This window comes from Cellulophaga tyrosinoxydans (assembly GCF_900176415.1).
GTDB lineage: Bacteria > Bacteroidota > Bacteroidia > Flavobacteriales > Flavobacteriaceae > Cellulophaga > Cellulophaga tyrosinoxydans.
Genome location: NZ_FWXO01000002.1, coordinates 279,026 through 295,433 on the forward strand (window position 1 = coordinate 279,026; position 16,408 = coordinate 295,433).

Sequence of the window (16,408 nt, forward strand, 5' to 3'; positions counted from 1 at the left end):
TGAAATGCTTTTTTATTGATTTTTTTTACTAAATTCCCTCTCATAATCAACCAACCTTTATTATGAGTACGCTTCAAAAAATTAAAAGCTTAGCATTCTTAATTTGTTTTGTAATTGCTGCAATTATCTATAATTCTATTTCTAAAGAAAAAGAAATAGCTATAAACGCTGTAAAAAACAGTCAGAAAAATACTAAAAATTTAGTAGATGCCGATAAAGGCTCTGTAACTACAATACATTTTGAGTAAAATGTATTAGCCTTTTAAATAGGCTAATACATTCTTTTCTATTCTTTCTTGAATATTAGATATATCTGCTTTCACAAAATTTTCTCCTGTAATATTCTCAAACAATTCTATATATCTATCTGAAACTGATGTAATATATTCATCGCTCATTACAGGCACCGTTTGCCCTTTTAATCCCTGAAAATTATTAGCTATTAACCACTGACGAACAAATTCTTTAGACAGTTGTTTCTGCGCTTCACCTTTATCTTGTCTTTCTTGATAACCATCAGCATAAAAATAACGCGAAGAATCTGGTGTATGAATCTCATCTATTAAAACAATTTTACCATCCTTTGTTTTTCCAAACTCATACTTGGTATCTACAAGAATTAACCCTCTATTGGCTGCTATTTCAGTACCTCTTTCAAAAAGTGCTCTGGTATAATTTTCTAAAATTATATAATCGGCTTCAGTAACAATCCCTCGTTTTAAAATGTCTTCTCTAGAAATATCTTCATCATGGTCTCCCATTTCTGCTTTAGTAGCAGGAGTTATTATTGGTGATGGAAATTTATCATTTTCTTTAAGTCCTTCTGGCAAGGCAACACCACAAAGTACTCTTTTGCCCGCTTTATACTCTCGTGCTGCATGTCCGGACATGTATCCTCTAATCACCATCTCTACCTTAAATGGCTCGCAAGCATGACCAATAGCAACATTTGGATCTGGTGTAGCAGTTAACCAATTAGGAACTATATCTGCAGTATTAGCCATCATTTTTGTGGCTATTTGATTCAATATTTGTCCTTTATATGGTATCCCTTTCGGCATCACTACATCAAAAGCGGAAAGTCGGTCTGTAGCGACCATTACCATTACATCATTTTCTAAGCGATATACTTCTCTTACTTTTCCTTTATACACACTTAATTGTCCGGGAAAATTAAAATTTGTATCTATAATTGTATTACTCATGCGTATTGCTGTTGATGAAAAATTGAAGACCAATTACTTAGGTTCCTATAATTTAATTTGACCTTTATTATTAATATTGATTTTGATGCTCAATACCTTTATAAGCTTCGATGACTTTTTTAACTAGTTTATGGCGAATTACATCTTTATCATCTAAATAAATAATTGAAATACCTTCAATATTTTGCAATACCAATAAAGCCTCTTTTAGTCCAGAAATTGTTCTTCTGGGCAAATCTATCTGTCCTGGATCTCCTGTAATTAAAAATTGTGCGTTTTTACCCATTCTTGTTAAGAACATTTTCATTTGGGCATGTGTGGTATTCTGACCTTCATCTAAAATAACAAATGCGTCGTCCAGTGTCCTACCACGCATAAATGCTAATGGAGCAATCTGTATGGTACCATTTTCAATATAAAGCGCTAATTTTTCTGGAGAAATCATATCACGTAAGGCATCATAAAGCGGTTGCATGTACGGATCTAGTTTTTCTTTTAAATCTCCTGGTAAAAAACCTAAATTTTCTCCAGCTTCTACCGCAGGTCTAGTAAGTATAATTCTCCGTACTCTTTTTTCTTTTAAAGCCTTTACCGCCAAAGCAACACCTGTATACGTTTTTCCGGTACCTGCTGGACCAATAGCAAAAACCATATCATTAGCTCTTGTAGCATCTACTAATTTGCGTTGGTTAACCGTTTGCGCTTTAATTAATCTTCCGCTTACCCCATGAACCAAAACTTCACCACTACTGTCTGATGAAGAAATATCATCCTTTTCAGTACTCATTAATAGGCGTTCTATACTATTTTCATCAAGCTTATTATACTTAACGTAATGCTCGGTTAACATGGTAAAACGCTTATTGAACTCTTCTAATAGCTCATCATCGCCATAGACTCTAATTTTACTTCCTCTAGCAACTATTTTAAGTTTAGGAAAATATTTTTTTATTAAGTCAATATTTTCATTTTGTTGTCCAAAAAAATCTCTTGGACTAATTTCCGTAAGTTCTATTATTAGCTCGTTCAAAGAATATGGGTTTAAGTCTTATAAATAATAATTATTAGTTGCCTTAAAATTTGTGTAATTTTGTTTAACAAACTTAAGTAAAAATCAGTTTGATAAAGTAAAAAACATATCAACAGTCTTACATGGCAATCATTACATTAACTACTGATTTTGGATATAAAGACCATTTTGTTGGAGTTATAAAAGGGTCTATTTATAAAGAAATTGCCGATGCCAAAATCGTTGACATATCCAATGAAATAAGTCCGTTTAATATTGCAGAATGTGCTTATATTTTAAAAAATTCGTACAAAAGTTTTCCAGCTGGAACCATACATATTGTTGGTGTAGATTCAGAGCCAACTCCTGAAAATCAACATATTGCAGTGCTAGTAGACGGTCAATATTTTGTAACTGCAAACAATGGTGTAATAGGTTTGATAACCTCAGAAATTAAACCCGAAAAGGTTATAGAAATAAATATTCCAAACCCAGAAAATAGCTCTTTTCCGGTATTAGATGTTTTTGTAAAAGTTGCCTGCCATATTGCTCGTGGTGGCACATTGGAAGTTGTTGGTAAAAGTTTTGATCACCTTAAAGATATACGAGAATTTGCTCCAAGAATTATTGAAAATGGAAACGGAATTGTTGGTAGCGTTATTTATATAGACAATTTTGGGAATGTAATTACCAATATAGAACGCCATACATTTGAGGCGTACCGTAAAGGAAGAAATTTTGTACTAAACGCTCGTAATAAAAAAATTACCCAAATTCATAACAAGTATAGCGATATCATTAATTTTGATATTGAAAAAGATAAACGAAATGGACCTGGAGATTTGTTAGCATTATTTAACTCATCCAATTTTATAGAACTAGCAATTTATAAAAGCGATTTAAATACGGTTGGAGGTGCCTCTACCCTACTTGGATTGGATTATAGAGATACAATTACCATTGATTTCATTTAGAAATTGTCTATTTTAAGCCTACTTATAAACATCAGTAACCTAAAAAATAATTGGTTTTATAAACTTTGATTTTTTGGTAGCATTGATTTAGATTGATTAACAGTGGGTTTACGGGTAAAATTAACCCTATAAACAGTGACTTATATATGCTTTTTTAAAGATGATAAGTGTTGATAAGTTTGTTTCATTAAAAACAACAATTAAAATATCTTTGTTTTTCTTGCAATGATTAGAAAATTCAAGGATTTTATATTCAAGAAAGTATATTTATTGAAAGAATTTTAAGAGAAAACAAAACATATAAAGAATGAAATTTATAGTATCTAGTACCTATTTACTAAAACAATTACAAGTTTTAGGTGGTGTAATCAACAATAGCAATACACTTCCTATCTTAGATAATTTTCTGTTCGATTTAAAGCAAAACCAACTTACTGTTTCTGCCTCGGATTTAGAAACTACTATGAGTACTATCTTAAATGTAGATTCAGATAATGAAGGTTTAATTGCCGTTCCTGCAAAATTATTATTAGAAATTCTTAAAACTTTTCCAGAGCAACCATTAACTTTTATTGTTGAAGATAACAATACGGTAGAAATTAGCTCTAACCACGGAAAATATGCATTAGCCTATGCCGATGGTGCTGAATTCCCAAAAGCGGTAGAATTATCCAATCCAAGTTCTACTACAATTATTGGAGATATTTTAGCTACTGCTATTAACAAAACCATTTTTGCAGCTGGAAATGATGATTTAAGACCTGTAATGAGTGGTATCTTTTTTCAGTTTTCACCAGAGAGTTTAACCTTTGTTGCAACAGATGCCCATAAATTGGTAAAATACCAGCGTACAGATATTTCCGCTTCTCAAGTAGCAGAATTCATTATGCCTAAAAAACCATTAAACTTATTGAAAGGTATTTTAGCAGGTAGTGAGTCTGATGTTACTATTGAATACAATGATAGTAATGCTAAATTTAGTTTTGAAAATACAGAACTTATTTGCCGTTTAATCGATGGAAAATATCCTAATTATGAAGCTGTAATCCCGAAAGAGAATCCTAATATGCTTTCTATTTCTAGAAATCAGTTTTTAAGTTCAGTACGTAGAGTTTCTATTTTCTCAAATAAAACAACGCACCAAATACGATTAAAAATTGCTGGAGCAGAACTTAATATTTCTGCAGAAGATGTAGATTACAGTAATAAGGCAGAAGAACGTTTAACTTGTTCTTACCAAGGTGATGATATGCAAATTGGTTTCAACTCAAGATTTTTAGTTGAAATGTTAGCTAACTTAACATCTGATGATGTTTCTTTAGAAATGAGTCTACCAAATAGAGCGGGTATTTTAACACCTGTAGATGGTTTAGATGAAGGCGAATTGGTTACTATGCTAGTAATGCCAGTAATGCTTAACAATTAATAACCAACCTAATTTTATACAAAAAGCCCCAATTACAGGTGTAATTGGGGCTTTTAATTTATTGGATTTTATAGTTTACAAAAATTTAATGCTCATTGGGTAATAAGGATTTTCTCCGTTACTAACACGAACAGCATTTACTATTGGAAAAATAAAACTTAATAATCCTACTGCTAGAATACCAAGTAATCCAAGACCGAATAATAAAACTAAAGGAATACTAATTAGAAAATAAATAAACATGCTTATTCTAAAGTTGAGTATTGATTTGCCATTTTCATCCATATTTACCACCGTATCCTTTTGGGTTAACCATAATATTAACGGAACTATAAACCCTCCGAATCCAGTAATAATGTCTAACAACTGACTTAAATGTGTAAGAACTAATAATTGTTTGTTTTCTCGTTGCATGATTTTTGATTTTAATTGATTGATGTACTAATATGACGCACGAAAACCAAAAATGTTACAACAACTTAAATTTATTGCTTGCGCTCTAACTTTTTAAGTTTTTCTGTATCCTTTAAAATAGTTATTCTTTCCTTGGCAATTTTATCATTTAGTTTTTGAATATCAACAGGAGATAATTTACCCTTACGTTTTCCTTCAGCCAGCTTCATTTCATATTTACTAATCTTGTCTTCGCTCTTTTCAATATCCTTCTTTTTACCAGAGATATCACTTTGAAGCTTTTCGGCTTGTTTTTGCTTTTTTTCTAGCTTTTTTTGTTCTTTTTCGGCCTTTTTCTGTTCTTTTTTAGCTTTTGCAGCTTCCTTTTCTAACCTTTTTTGTTCTTTTTCAGCTTGTTCAATACGCTTTAAAGTTTCCGCATCCTTTTTTGCATTTTCAATAGCTATAAGGGAGTCTTTCTTAACATTAGAAACAACTAAAAGAGAATCTTTCGTCTTTTGAGTATCTTGAGAATATGAGTTGCCAATGGCAAATAATGATACAATTGCTACTACTAATAGCTTTTTCATAGTTTAAATTTTATAATGATTAATGTTAGGCAAAGATACAAATTCGGCACATGGTTTTAACAAAATAATACAGCTTCATGATCATATATTAATGTTAATATTCGATCAACTAAATCACTGTTCTTTGAACAAACGAATAGATTCTAGGTTAAATCTAATTGCTTAATTTTGCATTTAAAATTTCATTATGTTTTCAAACGAATCTATTATTGCCTTAGCAACGCCTGCAGGAGCAGGAGCTATTGCGGTAATACGTATTTCTGGCACAGACGCTATCCAGATAACCTCCAAACACTTTAAGTCCATTAAAGGTAAAAAGTTAATGGAACAAAAAAGCCATACCATATTATTAGGACATATTGTTGATGGAAATCGGGTATTAGATGAAGTTTTACTATCTGTATTTAAAGGGCCTAATTCATATACAGGAGAAAATATAATTGAAATATCATGCCATGGTTCTACCTATATCCAGCAAGAAATAATTCAATTATTCCTTAGAAATGGCTGTAAAACTGCAGAGCCAGGGGAATTTACTTTACGTGCTTTCTTAAATGGTAAAATAGATTTGAGTCAGGCTGAAGCGGTTGCCGATGTAATTGCTTCAGATAATGCTGCGAGCCATCAAATTGCAATACAGCAAATGCGTGGTGGCTTTAGTAATGAAATAAAAGAATTACGAGCTGAATTAATGAATTTTGCATCATTAATAGAATTAGAGTTAGATTTTGCAGAAGAAGATGTAGAATTTGCCAATAGAGATCAGTTTCAAGATTTAATCAATAGAATACAATTGGTTTTAAAACGATTAATAGATTCATTTGCAGTGGGTAATGTCTTAAAAAATGGTATTCCTGTGGCAATTGTTGGTGAGCCAAATGTGGGAAAATCTACATTATTAAACTCCTTATTAAATGAAGATCGCGCTATAGTTTCTGATATTGCAGGTACTACAAGAGATACCATCGAAGATGAAATTTCAATAGACGGAATTGGTTTTAGGTTTATTGATACTGCTGGAATCCGTGAAACAATAGATGTTGTTGAAGGCATTGGAATTAAAAAAACCTTTGAAAAAATAAAGCAGGCACAGGTGGTACTATTTTTAGTGGACAGTTCTCAGTTGACAGCCGACAGTGCCTTAGAGAAGTTAAAAATTGAAGTCGAAAAAATAAAAAACTTATACCCCTTAAAATCGGTATTGATTCTAGTAAATAAATTTGATTTGCTCAACGAAGCAGCTATATTAAATTTAAAAACCCAACTAAAAACTGACAACCTGCAACAATCAACCATATTTATTTCTGCCAAAACTGGCGAAGGTGTAGAAGATTTAAAATCCGAACTGCTGAGTTTAATAAATACAGGAGCCTTACGAAATAATGAAACTATAGTCACTAATTCTAGGCATTATAACTCGTTATTAAAAGCCTTAGAAGAAATACAGAAAGTACAAAATGGAATGGATGCTGGTTTTTCTGGTGACTTGTTGGCGATAGACATTCGCCAAGCCTTATATCATTTTGGAGAAATCACCGGCGAAATTTCAAGTGATGATCTGCTGGGTAATATATTTGCTAACTTCTGTATTGGAAAGTAAACTGACTAATATTTTATTTCCATAATTTAATTCGGATAATTTTGTCTGAATTAAAAACTAATGTATCTTTGCAATAGAATAGTAATCATATTGTAATGTTTTCAAAAGCTTGTGAATACGGAATTAAAGCAACTATCTATATTGCTCACCAATCTTTGGAAAGCAATCGGGTAAGTCTTAAAGGTATTGCTGAAGAAATAAATTCACCTGAAGCTTTTACGGCCAAAATTCTACAGCAATTGGTAAAAAATAACATTATTGATTCCGTAAAGGGTGCAATGGGTGGATTTCAAATTGATAAAGATGAGATTTCTAAAATAAAATTGAGTCAGATAGTATATGCAATTGACGGTAATAAAGTGTATACTGGTTGTGGATTAGGCTTACATACGTGTAATGACAAAAAACCTTGCCCTGTACATGATAATTTTATAAGCATAAGAAATGATTTAAAAAAAATGTTAGAAACCACTAGCCTATTGACAATGACAAAAGGTTTAGATGTTGGTTTAACGTATCTAAAACGATAAAAAAAAATTTAAATTGAATTCGGACAATTTTATCCTATTAATATATAAAAAACATAAGAAATGGAACAAATAATAGACAAAAACATTGGTGCAATTGTTGCGCAAGATTACCGAACCGCCGCTATATTTGAAAAATTTGGCCTTGACTTTTGCTGTAACGGAAGAAGAAGTATTGAAAAAGCTTGTCAAGAAAAGCAAATAGATCCTCTGGAAGTTTATAATGCATTGGATAATTTACAAACTAAAACTATTGATGATACAGACTATAAAACATGGTCTTTAGATGTATTAGCTAATTATATTGAGAATACACATCATAAATACGTAGAGGATAAAATTCCTGTTTTGCTACAGTATTTAGAAAAGATAAATAACGTACACGGAAACAAACACCCCGAATTAGACGAAGTATATAATTTGTTTAGAGCTTGTGCTGGAGAATTAACCATGCACATGAAAAAAGAAGAACTTATTTTATTCCCATATATAAAGAAAATGGTGGCTTCTAAAAAACATAAAGGAATACTAAATGCTCCTGCTTTTGTTACGGTACAAAACCCAATTCAAAATATGATGCATGAGCATGACAATGAAGGCGAAAGGTTTCGCCAAATAGAACTATTAACAAATGGATATACGCCATCTGAAGATGCATGTGCCACCTATACTGTTTCCTTTGCATTACTTAAAGAATTCCAAGAAGATCTTCATAAGCACATTCATTTAGAAAATAATATTCTATTTCCTAAAGCGGAAAAACTAGAAACAGAACTTCTATTTCATATAGACTAATCAATAAATGCTGCGGTTATATGGTGAAAAATTCGTATTACCGTAGCATTAAAAGCAATTAAACAGTTATGAGAATATATAATAACTTTTTGGAGGAATTTAAAAATAATCAGCTTGGTTATTCTGCAATTGCCATTATTGGTCAAAGCTGTTTAGGCTCCGTAGCTGCAATGATGATCTTAAAAAGTGAGGTTTCGAAATTTGTATTACTTAGCGAATTATTTTTAGTAACCATCATATGCATGCTATTTAACGCAGCTGTATTAGCTCAATTAAGCACTAAAGTCACTTTTAATCTTTTAATCCTTAGTGTTTTGTTCTGCAGTGTTTTAATTGGTATTCATTTGCTTTAAGCTTTTTTTCTTAAAACCAATATTAAAACAATACTTATAAGTATTAAAGCACTAAAGAACGCTAAAGCACTATAATAGTTTTCAATAATTGAGATTTTTTGCCATGATGCGAAGCCTTTATAAAAAATCAGTAATTCTGTGATCGCAAAACTGGTAATATATAGAAAATAAGGTCCTTTGGTTACTTTTAAAATTTGAAAATAATCCAAAAAGAAAAATATACTCAAACTAATAATCCCTAAAAAGGTTAAATGCAAATAACCTATCGTGAAATCTAAATAATTCACTGCCAACATAGCAAAATATGGTAAGGCTGTAATTAATTGCAACAACATTTTAAGTACCAATAAGCCAAAAACTGTTTTCAAAATCATTTTTTGAAAATCAGTGAAAATATTTAAAATACTTTGATCATTGCTTCTTAATTCACAAATTAAAAATACAATTGCTATTAGTTGTATAAGTGCTCCAAATCCACCTAAACCATTATATAATAAAGATGGTTCTATCCATAGTATGGATAAGAAAAATGATAAAATAACACCTGCATTTATCAATCTATAAAAACTAGTAAAAGTCTTTTTATTTATAGTTATCTTTTTGTTTTCTAGAATGTAAAAGAACAAACCAACAAGTGCGAGTATCATCCACCCATTATATAAAAAATGTAAATAAAAATAAATTGCTAATCGATACCAAATAGACAAAGGACCTAACATTGTCATGATCGCACCCAAAGCCCATGGGCCAATACTCGAAATTACAAGATATACTAAAGCCGATTTTATAATTTTATATGAATAACTTGCCTTAGTTGAAACAGATACATGAGTTATAAAAAACCAAGTAAACAAATAAGATGCTATTAAGAAAAGAGTTGAAAAAATAATTGAAAAAAGGGCATATCCTTGAAAAGGGAATGTGACTAGCATTCCAATCAAAGTAATTTGGGTAAATAAGAACAGATTTCTATGTTTTTTAGATATACTTTGATTGCTTAAATACACATGATATAATAAGGTTGTTAAAATTAAATACACCCAGCCTAAAAGAGCAATATGTGAATGCGTATGCACTATAAACTTGTAGTTAATTGGTAAATCTATGGCATGAAACAAACGGAGAACAACCCCAAAGAATGCTGCTATTATAAAGTAAGTAAAAGCAAGATAAACTTGTTTTTTTACACTAATTACCATCTTATTTTTTATCAAAAGTAACAGTTTATTGGCACATAAATAAGCTGATAAAAATCATATTTTATTTGAGCTTATAATTGAATTTTTATAGCGGTGAATTATGTTAAAAAACGAAAATGAAATTTACCGTAAAAACAATCAATTATGACAAAATTACATTCCTTTCATATTCCTGTTATGGGAATAGGTTTTACCATTGATTCTCCTTTAAAAGTTTCAAAATATGGCATAGATTCTGTTATTTCATTAGTAGACGACATTCTTCTTGAAAAACTAAGAAAAATGTATTGTAGTAAATATGAACGCGCCTACATTGAAATATCTGAAAAAGCAGAAGACTTTAGGGCAAAACGAATCACTGCTTACTTAAATTTAATTCAAGAGTTAGCACTTAGTAAATTTGAAGAATTAAAAAACTTTACGTCAGAATCTACCTCAGAAGTAAAAAAATATATTACGATGCTACCAGATTCTTCTAAAGTAAAACAAGAATTCCATGGTTTTATAAAAAATGGTTTTTCCAATAACGAAATAAAACTATGGTCAGATGAAAACCTAAAAATGGGTAGTATTGATGTGAATATTATGACTAAGGTTGATAAAGATAATTACGTAAAAAAAGTAAAACTATCAACCGAATATAATGATGCTCATGCAGCTCTAAGAGGTTTTGCAAATAGTAATTTAAGTTCTTCTGTAATACTTTCGGCTGGTATGAATCCTAGATTATACAGTTATATAGAACAGTTTAAAGATTTTTATCCTGATGAAAATAGTTTTATAAAAAAGAAAATAGTTTTAAAAGTAAGTGACTATCGTTCTGCATTAATTCAAGGAAAATTCTTGGCAAAAAAAGGTCTTTGGGTTTCTGAATATCGAATAGAATCTGGATTAAATTGTGGTGGTCATGCATTTGCTACAGATGGATATCTCTTAGGTCCAATTTTAGAACAATTTAAAAATAATAAAACAGAATTAAAAAATAGTGTTTTTGATATTCTCACCGCCTCTTTAGCCAGTAAGAACTTAGCAATACCAAAGACAGAACTACCTTTAAAATTAACCGCACAAGGTGGTGTTGGAACTTCTGAGGAGCACAATTTTTTAATTGAATATTACGCCATGGATTCTGTTGGTTGGGGCACTCCTTTTCTATTGGTCCCAGAAGCAACAACAGTTGATAATACCACATTAAATAGCCTATTGGCTGCTAAGGAGAATGACTTGTATTTAAGTAACATTTCACCATTGGGCATTCCTTTTCATAGTCTAAAAGGAAACACAAAAGATTTAGAAAAAGAAAAACTTATAGCAAAAGGAAGACCAGGTAGTTCTTGTCCAAAGAAGTTTGTTGCGCTGAATAAAGATTTTATAGAAAGTGGTATTTGCACAGCCTCTAGACAGTATCAACATTTAAAAATAAAGGAGTTAGAAGAACAAAATTTAGACACCGAAAAGCATAATTACTACCTAAATAAAATAACAGAAAAATCATGCACTTGTGTGGGTTTAGGCACGTCTGCTCTACTCACTTATGGTTTAGATACCAAAACCGAGGGAAAGGGTGTATCTGTGTGTCCTGGACCTAATATGGCCTATTTTGACAAAACGGTTACATTAAATGAAATGATAGATCATATTTATGGTAAAAAAAACGTAATAAGCCGAAATGATCGTCCTAATATGTACATTAAAGAATTAACCATTTATACTGATTATTTAAGAGATTTAATTACCGAAAATGCAATGCAACCGACGGATAAACAAAACAAATACATTCTTAATTTTGCCGCTAACTTAAAAGATGGTATACAGTATTATCAAGATTTATTTGGAAATCAAAGGCAGTACTTTACGGATATAAAAAATGAAATGTTTAATCAATTAGAAGAAGGCCTTTTAAACATAGAAAAAATGGTTACACCATTAGTAAGATTAGAAACAGTTTAAAAAAAATACCTTGCATTAGTCAATATAATAAAATAGGTAATCAATTAATTAAAAAAGGCGTAGTAGTATTAACACTATTACGCCTTTTTATATTTAGAATTAGTCCTCTTAAAAATCTTTATGTTTTGCTTTAAAAGTAAGCCAACCTATTGGAAGAACTGTCCACAATATTAATACACCCATAGATATAAATAGCCCTAAGTTTGTTCCAAAAAATTGCTTGAAAACAGCTCCAGTATATCCTAAAAGTGCAGAAATATCAAGTTTTAACAGAATTAGCGTTCTCGCTAAATCTATTGGATTAAATAAAATGGCACCTAATGAAAGTGAATCTAATGGGTACTCCTCAAAAATTATTAACGACATTAAAAACAATCCATCGTAAATAACTGCTAGAAAAAGCCATGTCAAAACCGCATAGCCAAATCCTTTTATTTTATTTTCATTAGATATTGCTATGATAAAAGCCAATACGGTAAAAATTAAGGTTAAAAAGGCACCAGTTATTAAAAGTAAAGTAAAATTGAAAATTACATCACTCTTAAATAATCCATATAACACAAAGGGTATGCCTAAACCCAGTACCAAACTTAGTGTTAACGAACCAGCAACACCAAAATATTGTCCTAAAAATATAGAAGAACGCTTTATGGGTTGTGCTAATAAAAGTTCTGTAAACTCTTTAGAATTGTAATAATACATGACTCCAAATATTGTTCCTATTAAAGGAACCAACACAATAATTATATTCATAAGTGTTATTACTGCCTTTGAAACATCATTATTTAAAAATAATAATACAAAACCCAGAACTAGGTAAAATAAGAAATAAACGTAACTCCATCGGCTACGCATTAAATCGTAAAAACTATATTTTAATATTTTAAGCATTGGTTTTGGTATTTGCTATGGTTGCTATTGCATGTTCAAAATCTACTTGGTCTGTCATTTTCATGAGTTCCGCAATACTGCCTTTGAAGTAAATTTTGCCTTCTAATAAATAAACAATATTGTCAGCAACTTCTTCAACAAATTGCATAATATGTGAGGTTACTAAAATTGTTTTCCCCTTTTGCTTTTCTTTTTGAATAAGCTCTTTTAAGTGAATTACAGCTTGTGGATCTAACCCGTTAGTTGGTTCATCAAGAATAATAATTGGACTATTAAACATAAAAGTGAGCACTATATTCACCTTTTGCTTAGTACCACCAGAAAGATTTGCCAATTTTTTATCTAAAAATGGCTCCAACCCAAATAATGTTATTAGATGAGACTCTTCACTTGGTTTGTTTCGAAGATCTTTAATCATTGTAATTAATTCTTTCACCTTAAGGTTCCCTGGAAAGTTGGCGATTTGAGGCAAATACTCTATTTCTTGACGGTATTTCCATTTATTTTTTATGGAATCGCCTAGTACTGATATTTTTCCCTTATTGGGTAATACCATGCCTAGAATAGCTTTAATCAAGGTAGTTTTACCAGATCCATTTGGACCCAAAATTGCGAATATTCCTCCATTTTGAATATGCAGATCTAGTCCTTCTAAAACTTTGTTTTTTCCGAACTTTTTATATAAACTTTCTACTTGAATCATTTTATTTTTTTCATTAATGGATTAGCATCCAGAAGATTATCAGGTGTAAAAACAGGGGAAACTTTTTCTGAGAAATCAATAATATCCATAAACAAACTACGTAATAAGACTATTGTTTCTGGTGTTCGGTTTACGATATAAGAAAATAACTTTACGGGTCTATAAGGCACATCTCCTATGCCGTTTTTATCTAAATCATAACCGGTATACTCACTCCAGTAATTTTGATCAAAAACATTGTCATTTAAATTACTATTGTAAGATATATCGAATGAATTGTACATAAAATTATTCTTCGTAAACTTATTCTCGTAACAAGCTCCACGAACTTTTACTGCCCAACCATTATTTATGAAACTATTATTGGTATAATTAATTCTATTAGAGCCCTCAATATTAATTCCTATGGTATTTTCTTCAAATATATTTCCTGATATTTCAGAATCATTTATTTCTTTTAAAAGTATCCCGAAGGCCGCAGTTCCCCAATTTTTTTTAAATATATTATTGTACATTTTCACACGTTTAGAAAACATAACCGCTACCCCTGCTCCATTGTTTTCAAATGTATTATTAGAATATGTATCATCATTAGAGAACATAAAATGAAGTCCATATCTAAGATTCTTAGTACTAATATTATTATTAATTGTAATATTATCGGAGAATTCTAAATAAATACCATCACGCACACCTTGAACAATATTACGGTCTACCTCAATATTTTTAGAATACCATAATTGTATGCCATTTCCTGAATTATATTCATCTACAGCATCACCAATTATTTTATTATGGTAAACCTTTCCATTATTAGATTTTTCTAGATAAATACCAAAAAATAATTTTTCTAGAACCACATTCTGTATTAAAAAATGTTCACTTTTAACCACCCGGATAGCTGCATAGTCCGAAGTGTAACTGGTGCCTACATTTATTATAAAAAGCCCATCTATGGTAACCTCGTCCGAAACAATTCGTATAATTTCTCCTTTATCCTCACCATCTATAACAGGGAAATCTTCGCCGATTATGGTTAATGGTTTATCTACAAGAATATTGTACTCTTTATAAGTGCCTTTTTTAATTAATAAAGTATCACAATCTTTAGCGATAGCTATTCCCGCCTTTATAGATGTAACTGCACAAGAAACACAAACAGGAATTGTTTTTGCTTGTATACTACAACCAATAGCAAGTATTATAAAAAGTAATATTCGATTGATTTTATACATTATCTGATAATCAAAAATTTAGAATTTTCTTCAGCCTTCACCCAGTGTTCCACTAATTTTGGAAAACTAAAATGATCTTGCTTACTTAACTTGTATTGGGTATTGTTTATATGGAAAATAATGGTTCCTTCTAAAACCACAAGCTCAGCATCTGTAGGGGAAGTGTGTGTTGGAAAAATAGCATCTTTTTCTAAACTTATACTCAATAACTCTAATTTATCTGTTTTGGCAATCTTCATTACTTGAAGCTTATCAAACGGCTGATTTTTTATGGTCTTGTTGGTTGTATACATATTTAGTTGTTTATTATGATATTTTAAAAGTTAGAATGATTTACTTCATATATTTATTGGACATAAATATTTTACTTTTACCTATCTTTTTTAAACATAAAACTTAGGGCTTCCCAAGTGTATAGCTCACCCTCATTTAAACTTTGTATTGTTTCAGCTGCCTCTTTAGATTTGAACGCACTTAAATAAGCACCCATAGGGCTTGGTATATTCTTACTGATTAAAAAAGTAGCTTCTGTAGCATCAATTAAAGTTCCTGGTTGGTTAAAATCATTAACTAAAAACATAGAAATTGTGGTTTGATCAATTGATTTAATATGATTCATCATACATTCCGATGCGTCAAACTTAAAACTCTTGCCTTTATCTGTTACAATTTCGGCGGCATGTTGTTTGTCTACTATGGTCATACTACAAAAATGACAACCATCACTACCGTAATTTATAGGGTCTAGTTTTATACTGCAAGAGACAATTGTAAATACACTTAAGATTATAAAAGAATAATATTTTTTCATTTTTACTATTTTAAAGTTTTCTAGCTAATACTTTTAGCGGATTTTTTTCCAACAAAAAATGCTATTACCGTTAGTGACATACCTATAAACATTAACCATGCTCCAGTATCTGGCAAGGATGTAACATCAAAATTTAACATTTTAGCATTACCAAATAAGGGTGGTTTATAGGTCATAGGTGTTCCATCGGGGTTAGCTATTTTCATTATGGCATGTGGGTCTAAATTGGTTCCGTAATCCGTCATCCAAGCATTAAAATCATACATACCCAAAACCCCAAGAACAGACATAAAAACAAACCAACCAAGAAACCATTTATAACTTACTTTTTTAAAATAACCTAAAACTCCAATTAAAACCCCAAGAAATACCATAGCAGCAATTACAAGAGGAAACGTGCTAAATTCCCACATTTCTTCTGGTTTAGGAATAGTTTTCATTCCTATATAATGATTAAGACCATCAATATTTTGAATGTCGAACTCATTAAAACCTTTAATTCCATCAATATGAATATTCATTCCTAATGGTTCAGGATATTGTGGTGCTCCCAACATGATATTCCATAATGGGAAGACAAATAATCCTAAGAGAAATAAAGACCCAATGATCATTAGTATACTTGCTTTTTTCATCTTAAAGTGTATTAAAAATTACTAATTGATTTTGCTGTGGAAGGTTGTTTTTATTGAAGTAAAAAGCGGGCAGATAAAATAGCTACCCGCTTTAGATTTGAAAGAAAATAAA

The 16,408-nt window shown here is 30.7% G+C and carries 19 protein-coding genes; 8 read left to right on the forward strand and 11 right to left on the reverse strand.

Features of this window, described 5'->3' with window-relative positions; genetic code table 11:
* Window positions 1–62 precede the first annotated feature (62 nt).
* The gene (locus tag B8963_RS08285; RefSeq protein ID WP_084061046.1) at window positions 63–248 is read left to right on the forward strand and encodes a hypothetical protein; all 186 of its coding nucleotides are present in this window, start codon (window positions 63–65) and stop codon (window positions 246–248) included.
* Between the two features lie 6 nt (window positions 249–254).
* On the opposite strand, the gene B8963_RS08290 is transcribed toward B8963_RS08285, so the two are convergent.
* Together B8963_RS08290 and B8963_RS08295 are read right to left on the reverse strand one after the other, a co-directional pair.
* The gene (locus tag B8963_RS08290) at window positions 255–1,205 is read right to left on the reverse strand and encodes a phosphoribosylaminoimidazolesuccinocarboxamide synthase (protein WP_084061047.1); all 951 of its coding nucleotides are present in this window, start codon (window positions 1,203–1,205) and stop codon (window positions 255–257) included.
* A 70-nt stretch (window positions 1,206–1,275) separates the two neighbouring features.
* Window positions 1,276–2,235 (reverse strand): PhoH family protein, encoded by a 960-nt coding sequence (locus B8963_RS08295; protein ID WP_084061048.1) that lies wholly within the window; start codon window positions 2,233–2,235, stop codon window positions 1,276–1,278.
* Between the two features lie 122 nt (window positions 2,236–2,357).
* On the opposite strand from B8963_RS08295, the gene B8963_RS08300 reads away from it, so the two are divergent.
* Window positions 2,358–3,188 (forward strand): SAM hydrolase/SAM-dependent halogenase family protein, encoded by an 831-nt coding sequence (locus B8963_RS08300; protein ID WP_084061049.1) that lies wholly within the window; start codon window positions 2,358–2,360, stop codon window positions 3,186–3,188.
* 307 nt (window positions 3,189–3,495) lie between these two features.
* Entirely contained in the window at window positions 3,496–4,614 is a 1,119-nt protein-coding gene (gene dnaN, locus B8963_RS08305) for a DNA polymerase III subunit beta (protein WP_084061050.1), read from the forward strand.
* A 75-nt stretch (window positions 4,615–4,689) separates the two neighbouring features.
* Here dnaN and B8963_RS08310 read toward each other — a convergent pair whose 3' ends face one another.
* Together B8963_RS08310 and B8963_RS08315 are read right to left on the reverse strand one after the other, a co-directional pair.
* A complete protein-coding gene (locus B8963_RS08310; protein ID WP_084061051.1) occupies window positions 4,690–5,028 on the reverse strand; it encodes a DUF4870 domain-containing protein in 339 nt (112 codons plus the stop codon).
* A 71-nt stretch (window positions 5,029–5,099) separates the two neighbouring features.
* The gene (locus B8963_RS08315; protein ID WP_084061052.1) at window positions 5,100–5,597 is read right to left on the reverse strand and encodes a hypothetical protein; all 498 of its coding nucleotides are present in this window, start codon (window positions 5,595–5,597) and stop codon (window positions 5,100–5,102) included.
* A 187-nt stretch (window positions 5,598–5,784) separates the two neighbouring features.
* On the opposite strand from B8963_RS08315, the gene mnmE reads away from it, so the two are divergent.
* From mnmE to B8963_RS08335, 4 genes are all read left to right on the forward strand, one after another.
* A complete protein-coding gene (mnmE, locus tag B8963_RS08320; RefSeq protein WP_084061053.1) occupies window positions 5,785–7,197 on the forward strand; it encodes a tRNA uridine-5-carboxymethylaminomethyl(34) synthesis GTPase MnmE in 1,413 nt (470 codons plus the stop codon).
* 95 nt (window positions 7,198–7,292) lie between these two features.
* The gene (locus tag B8963_RS08325) at window positions 7,293–7,727 is read left to right on the forward strand and encodes an RrF2 family transcriptional regulator (protein WP_084061054.1); all 435 of its coding nucleotides are present in this window, start codon (window positions 7,293–7,295) and stop codon (window positions 7,725–7,727) included.
* Between the two features lie 60 nt (window positions 7,728–7,787).
* Window positions 7,788–8,519 carry an iron-sulfur cluster repair di-iron protein gene (ric, locus tag B8963_RS08330; protein WP_200810828.1) on the forward strand — a complete coding sequence of 244 codons (732 nt, stop codon included), beginning with the start codon at window positions 7,788–7,790 and terminating at the stop codon, window positions 8,517–8,519.
* Between the two features lie 68 nt (window positions 8,520–8,587).
* Window positions 8,588–8,872 (forward strand): hypothetical protein, encoded by a 285-nt coding sequence (locus tag B8963_RS08335; protein ID WP_084061055.1) that lies wholly within the window; start codon window positions 8,588–8,590, stop codon window positions 8,870–8,872.
* On the opposite strand, the gene B8963_RS08340 is transcribed toward B8963_RS08335, so the two are convergent.
* Window positions 8,869–10,086: a hypothetical protein gene (locus B8963_RS08340; protein ID WP_234989635.1), complete on the reverse strand. Its 1,218-nt coding sequence runs from the start codon at window positions 10,084–10,086 to the stop codon at window positions 8,869–8,871. The genes B8963_RS08335 and B8963_RS08340 overlap by 4 nt on opposite strands.
* 129 nt (window positions 10,087–10,215) lie before the next feature.
* Here B8963_RS08340 and B8963_RS08345 point away from each other — a divergent pair, with 129 nt between their 5' ends.
* Window positions 10,216–12,021: a hypothetical protein gene (locus B8963_RS08345; RefSeq protein WP_084061056.1), complete on the forward strand. Its 1,806-nt coding sequence runs from the start codon at window positions 10,216–10,218 to the stop codon at window positions 12,019–12,021.
* A gap of 108 nt (window positions 12,022–12,129) precedes the next feature.
* Here B8963_RS08345 and B8963_RS08350 read toward each other — a convergent pair whose 3' ends face one another.
* The 6 genes from B8963_RS08350 to B8963_RS08375 all read right to left on the reverse strand — a co-directional run bounded on the left by B8963_RS08350 (window position 12,130) and on the right by B8963_RS08375 (window position 16,296).
* Window positions 12,130–12,912 (reverse strand): ABC transporter permease, encoded by a 783-nt coding sequence (locus B8963_RS08350; RefSeq protein WP_084061057.1) that lies wholly within the window; start codon window positions 12,910–12,912, stop codon window positions 12,130–12,132.
* Window positions 12,905–13,615, reverse strand: coding sequence for an ABC transporter ATP-binding protein (locus B8963_RS08355; RefSeq protein ID WP_084061058.1), 711 nt, complete (start codon window positions 13,613–13,615; stop codon window positions 12,905–12,907). Before B8963_RS08355 ends, B8963_RS08350 begins: the two co-directional genes overlap by 8 nt.
* Window positions 13,612–14,850, reverse strand: coding sequence for a nitrous oxide reductase family maturation protein NosD (locus B8963_RS08360; protein ID WP_084061059.1), 1,239 nt, complete (start codon window positions 14,848–14,850; stop codon window positions 13,612–13,614). The genes B8963_RS08355 and B8963_RS08360 overlap by 4 nt, the downstream gene beginning before the upstream one ends.
* Complete coding sequence (locus tag B8963_RS08365) at window positions 14,850–15,143, reverse strand: cupin domain-containing protein (RefSeq protein ID WP_084061060.1); 294 nt, start codon at window positions 15,141–15,143, stop codon at window positions 14,850–14,852. Before B8963_RS08365 ends, B8963_RS08360 begins: the two co-directional genes overlap by 1 nt.
* 77 nt (window positions 15,144–15,220) lie before the next feature.
* On the reverse strand, window positions 15,221–15,661 hold the full coding sequence (locus tag B8963_RS08370; protein WP_084061061.1) for a nitrous oxide reductase accessory protein NosL: 441 nt from the start codon (window positions 15,659–15,661) through the stop codon (window positions 15,221–15,223).
* Window positions 15,662–15,681: 20 nt separating this feature from the next.
* Window positions 15,682–16,296, reverse strand: a complete 615-nt coding sequence (locus B8963_RS08375; protein WP_084061062.1) for a hypothetical protein — start codon at window positions 16,294–16,296, stop codon at window positions 15,682–15,684.
* Window positions 16,297–16,408 lie beyond the last annotated feature (112 nt).

Bases quoted from the DNA above. Each gene is read 5' to 3' on its own strand.
- B8963_RS08285 (WP_084061046.1), top strand. From the start codon at position 63: ATGAGTACGCTTCAAAAAATTAAAAGCTTAGCATTCTTAATTTGTTTT.
- B8963_RS08290 (WP_084061047.1), bottom strand. From the start codon at position 1,205: ATGAGTAATACAATTATAGATACAAATTTTAATTTTCCCGGACAATTA.
- B8963_RS08300 (WP_084061049.1), top strand. From the start codon at position 2,358: ATGGCAATCATTACATTAACTACTGATTTTGGATATAAAGACCATTTT.
- dnaN (WP_084061050.1), top strand. From the start codon at position 3,496: ATGAAATTTATAGTATCTAGTACCTATTTACTAAAACAATTACAAGTT.
- B8963_RS08310 (WP_084061051.1), bottom strand. From the start codon at position 5,028: ATGCAACGAGAAAACAAACAATTATTAGTTCTTACACATTTAAGTCAG.
- B8963_RS08315 (WP_084061052.1), bottom strand. From the start codon at position 5,597: ATGAAAAAGCTATTAGTAGTAGCAATTGTATCATTATTTGCCATTGGC.
- mnmE (WP_084061053.1), top strand. From the start codon at position 5,785: ATGTTTTCAAACGAATCTATTATTGCCTTAGCAACGCCTGCAGGAGCA.
- B8963_RS08325 (WP_084061054.1), top strand. From the start codon at position 7,293: ATGTTTTCAAAAGCTTGTGAATACGGAATTAAAGCAACTATCTATATT.
- ric (WP_200810828.1), top strand. From the start codon at position 7,788: ATGGAACAAATAATAGACAAAAACATTGGTGCAATTGTTGCGCAAGAT.
- B8963_RS08335 (WP_084061055.1), top strand. From the start codon at position 8,588: ATGAGAATATATAATAACTTTTTGGAGGAATTTAAAAATAATCAGCTT.
- B8963_RS08345 (WP_084061056.1), top strand. From the start codon at position 10,216: ATGACAAAATTACATTCCTTTCATATTCCTGTTATGGGAATAGGTTTT.
- B8963_RS08350 (WP_084061057.1), bottom strand. From the start codon at position 12,912: ATGCTTAAAATATTAAAATATAGTTTTTACGATTTAATGCGTAGCCGA.
- B8963_RS08355 (WP_084061058.1), bottom strand. From the start codon at position 13,615: ATGATTCAAGTAGAAAGTTTATATAAAAAGTTCGGAAAAAACAAAGTT.
- B8963_RS08360 (WP_084061059.1), bottom strand. From the start codon at position 14,850: ATGTATAAAATCAATCGAATATTACTTTTTATAATACTTGCTATTGGT.
- B8963_RS08365 (WP_084061060.1), bottom strand. From the start codon at position 15,143: ATGTATACAACCAACAAGACCATAAAAAATCAGCCGTTTGATAAGCTT.
- B8963_RS08370 (WP_084061061.1), bottom strand. From the start codon at position 15,661: ATGAAAAAATATTATTCTTTTATAATCTTAAGTGTATTTACAATTGTC.
- B8963_RS08375 (WP_084061062.1), bottom strand. From the start codon at position 16,296: ATGAAAAAAGCAAGTATACTAATGATCATTGGGTCTTTATTTCTCTTA.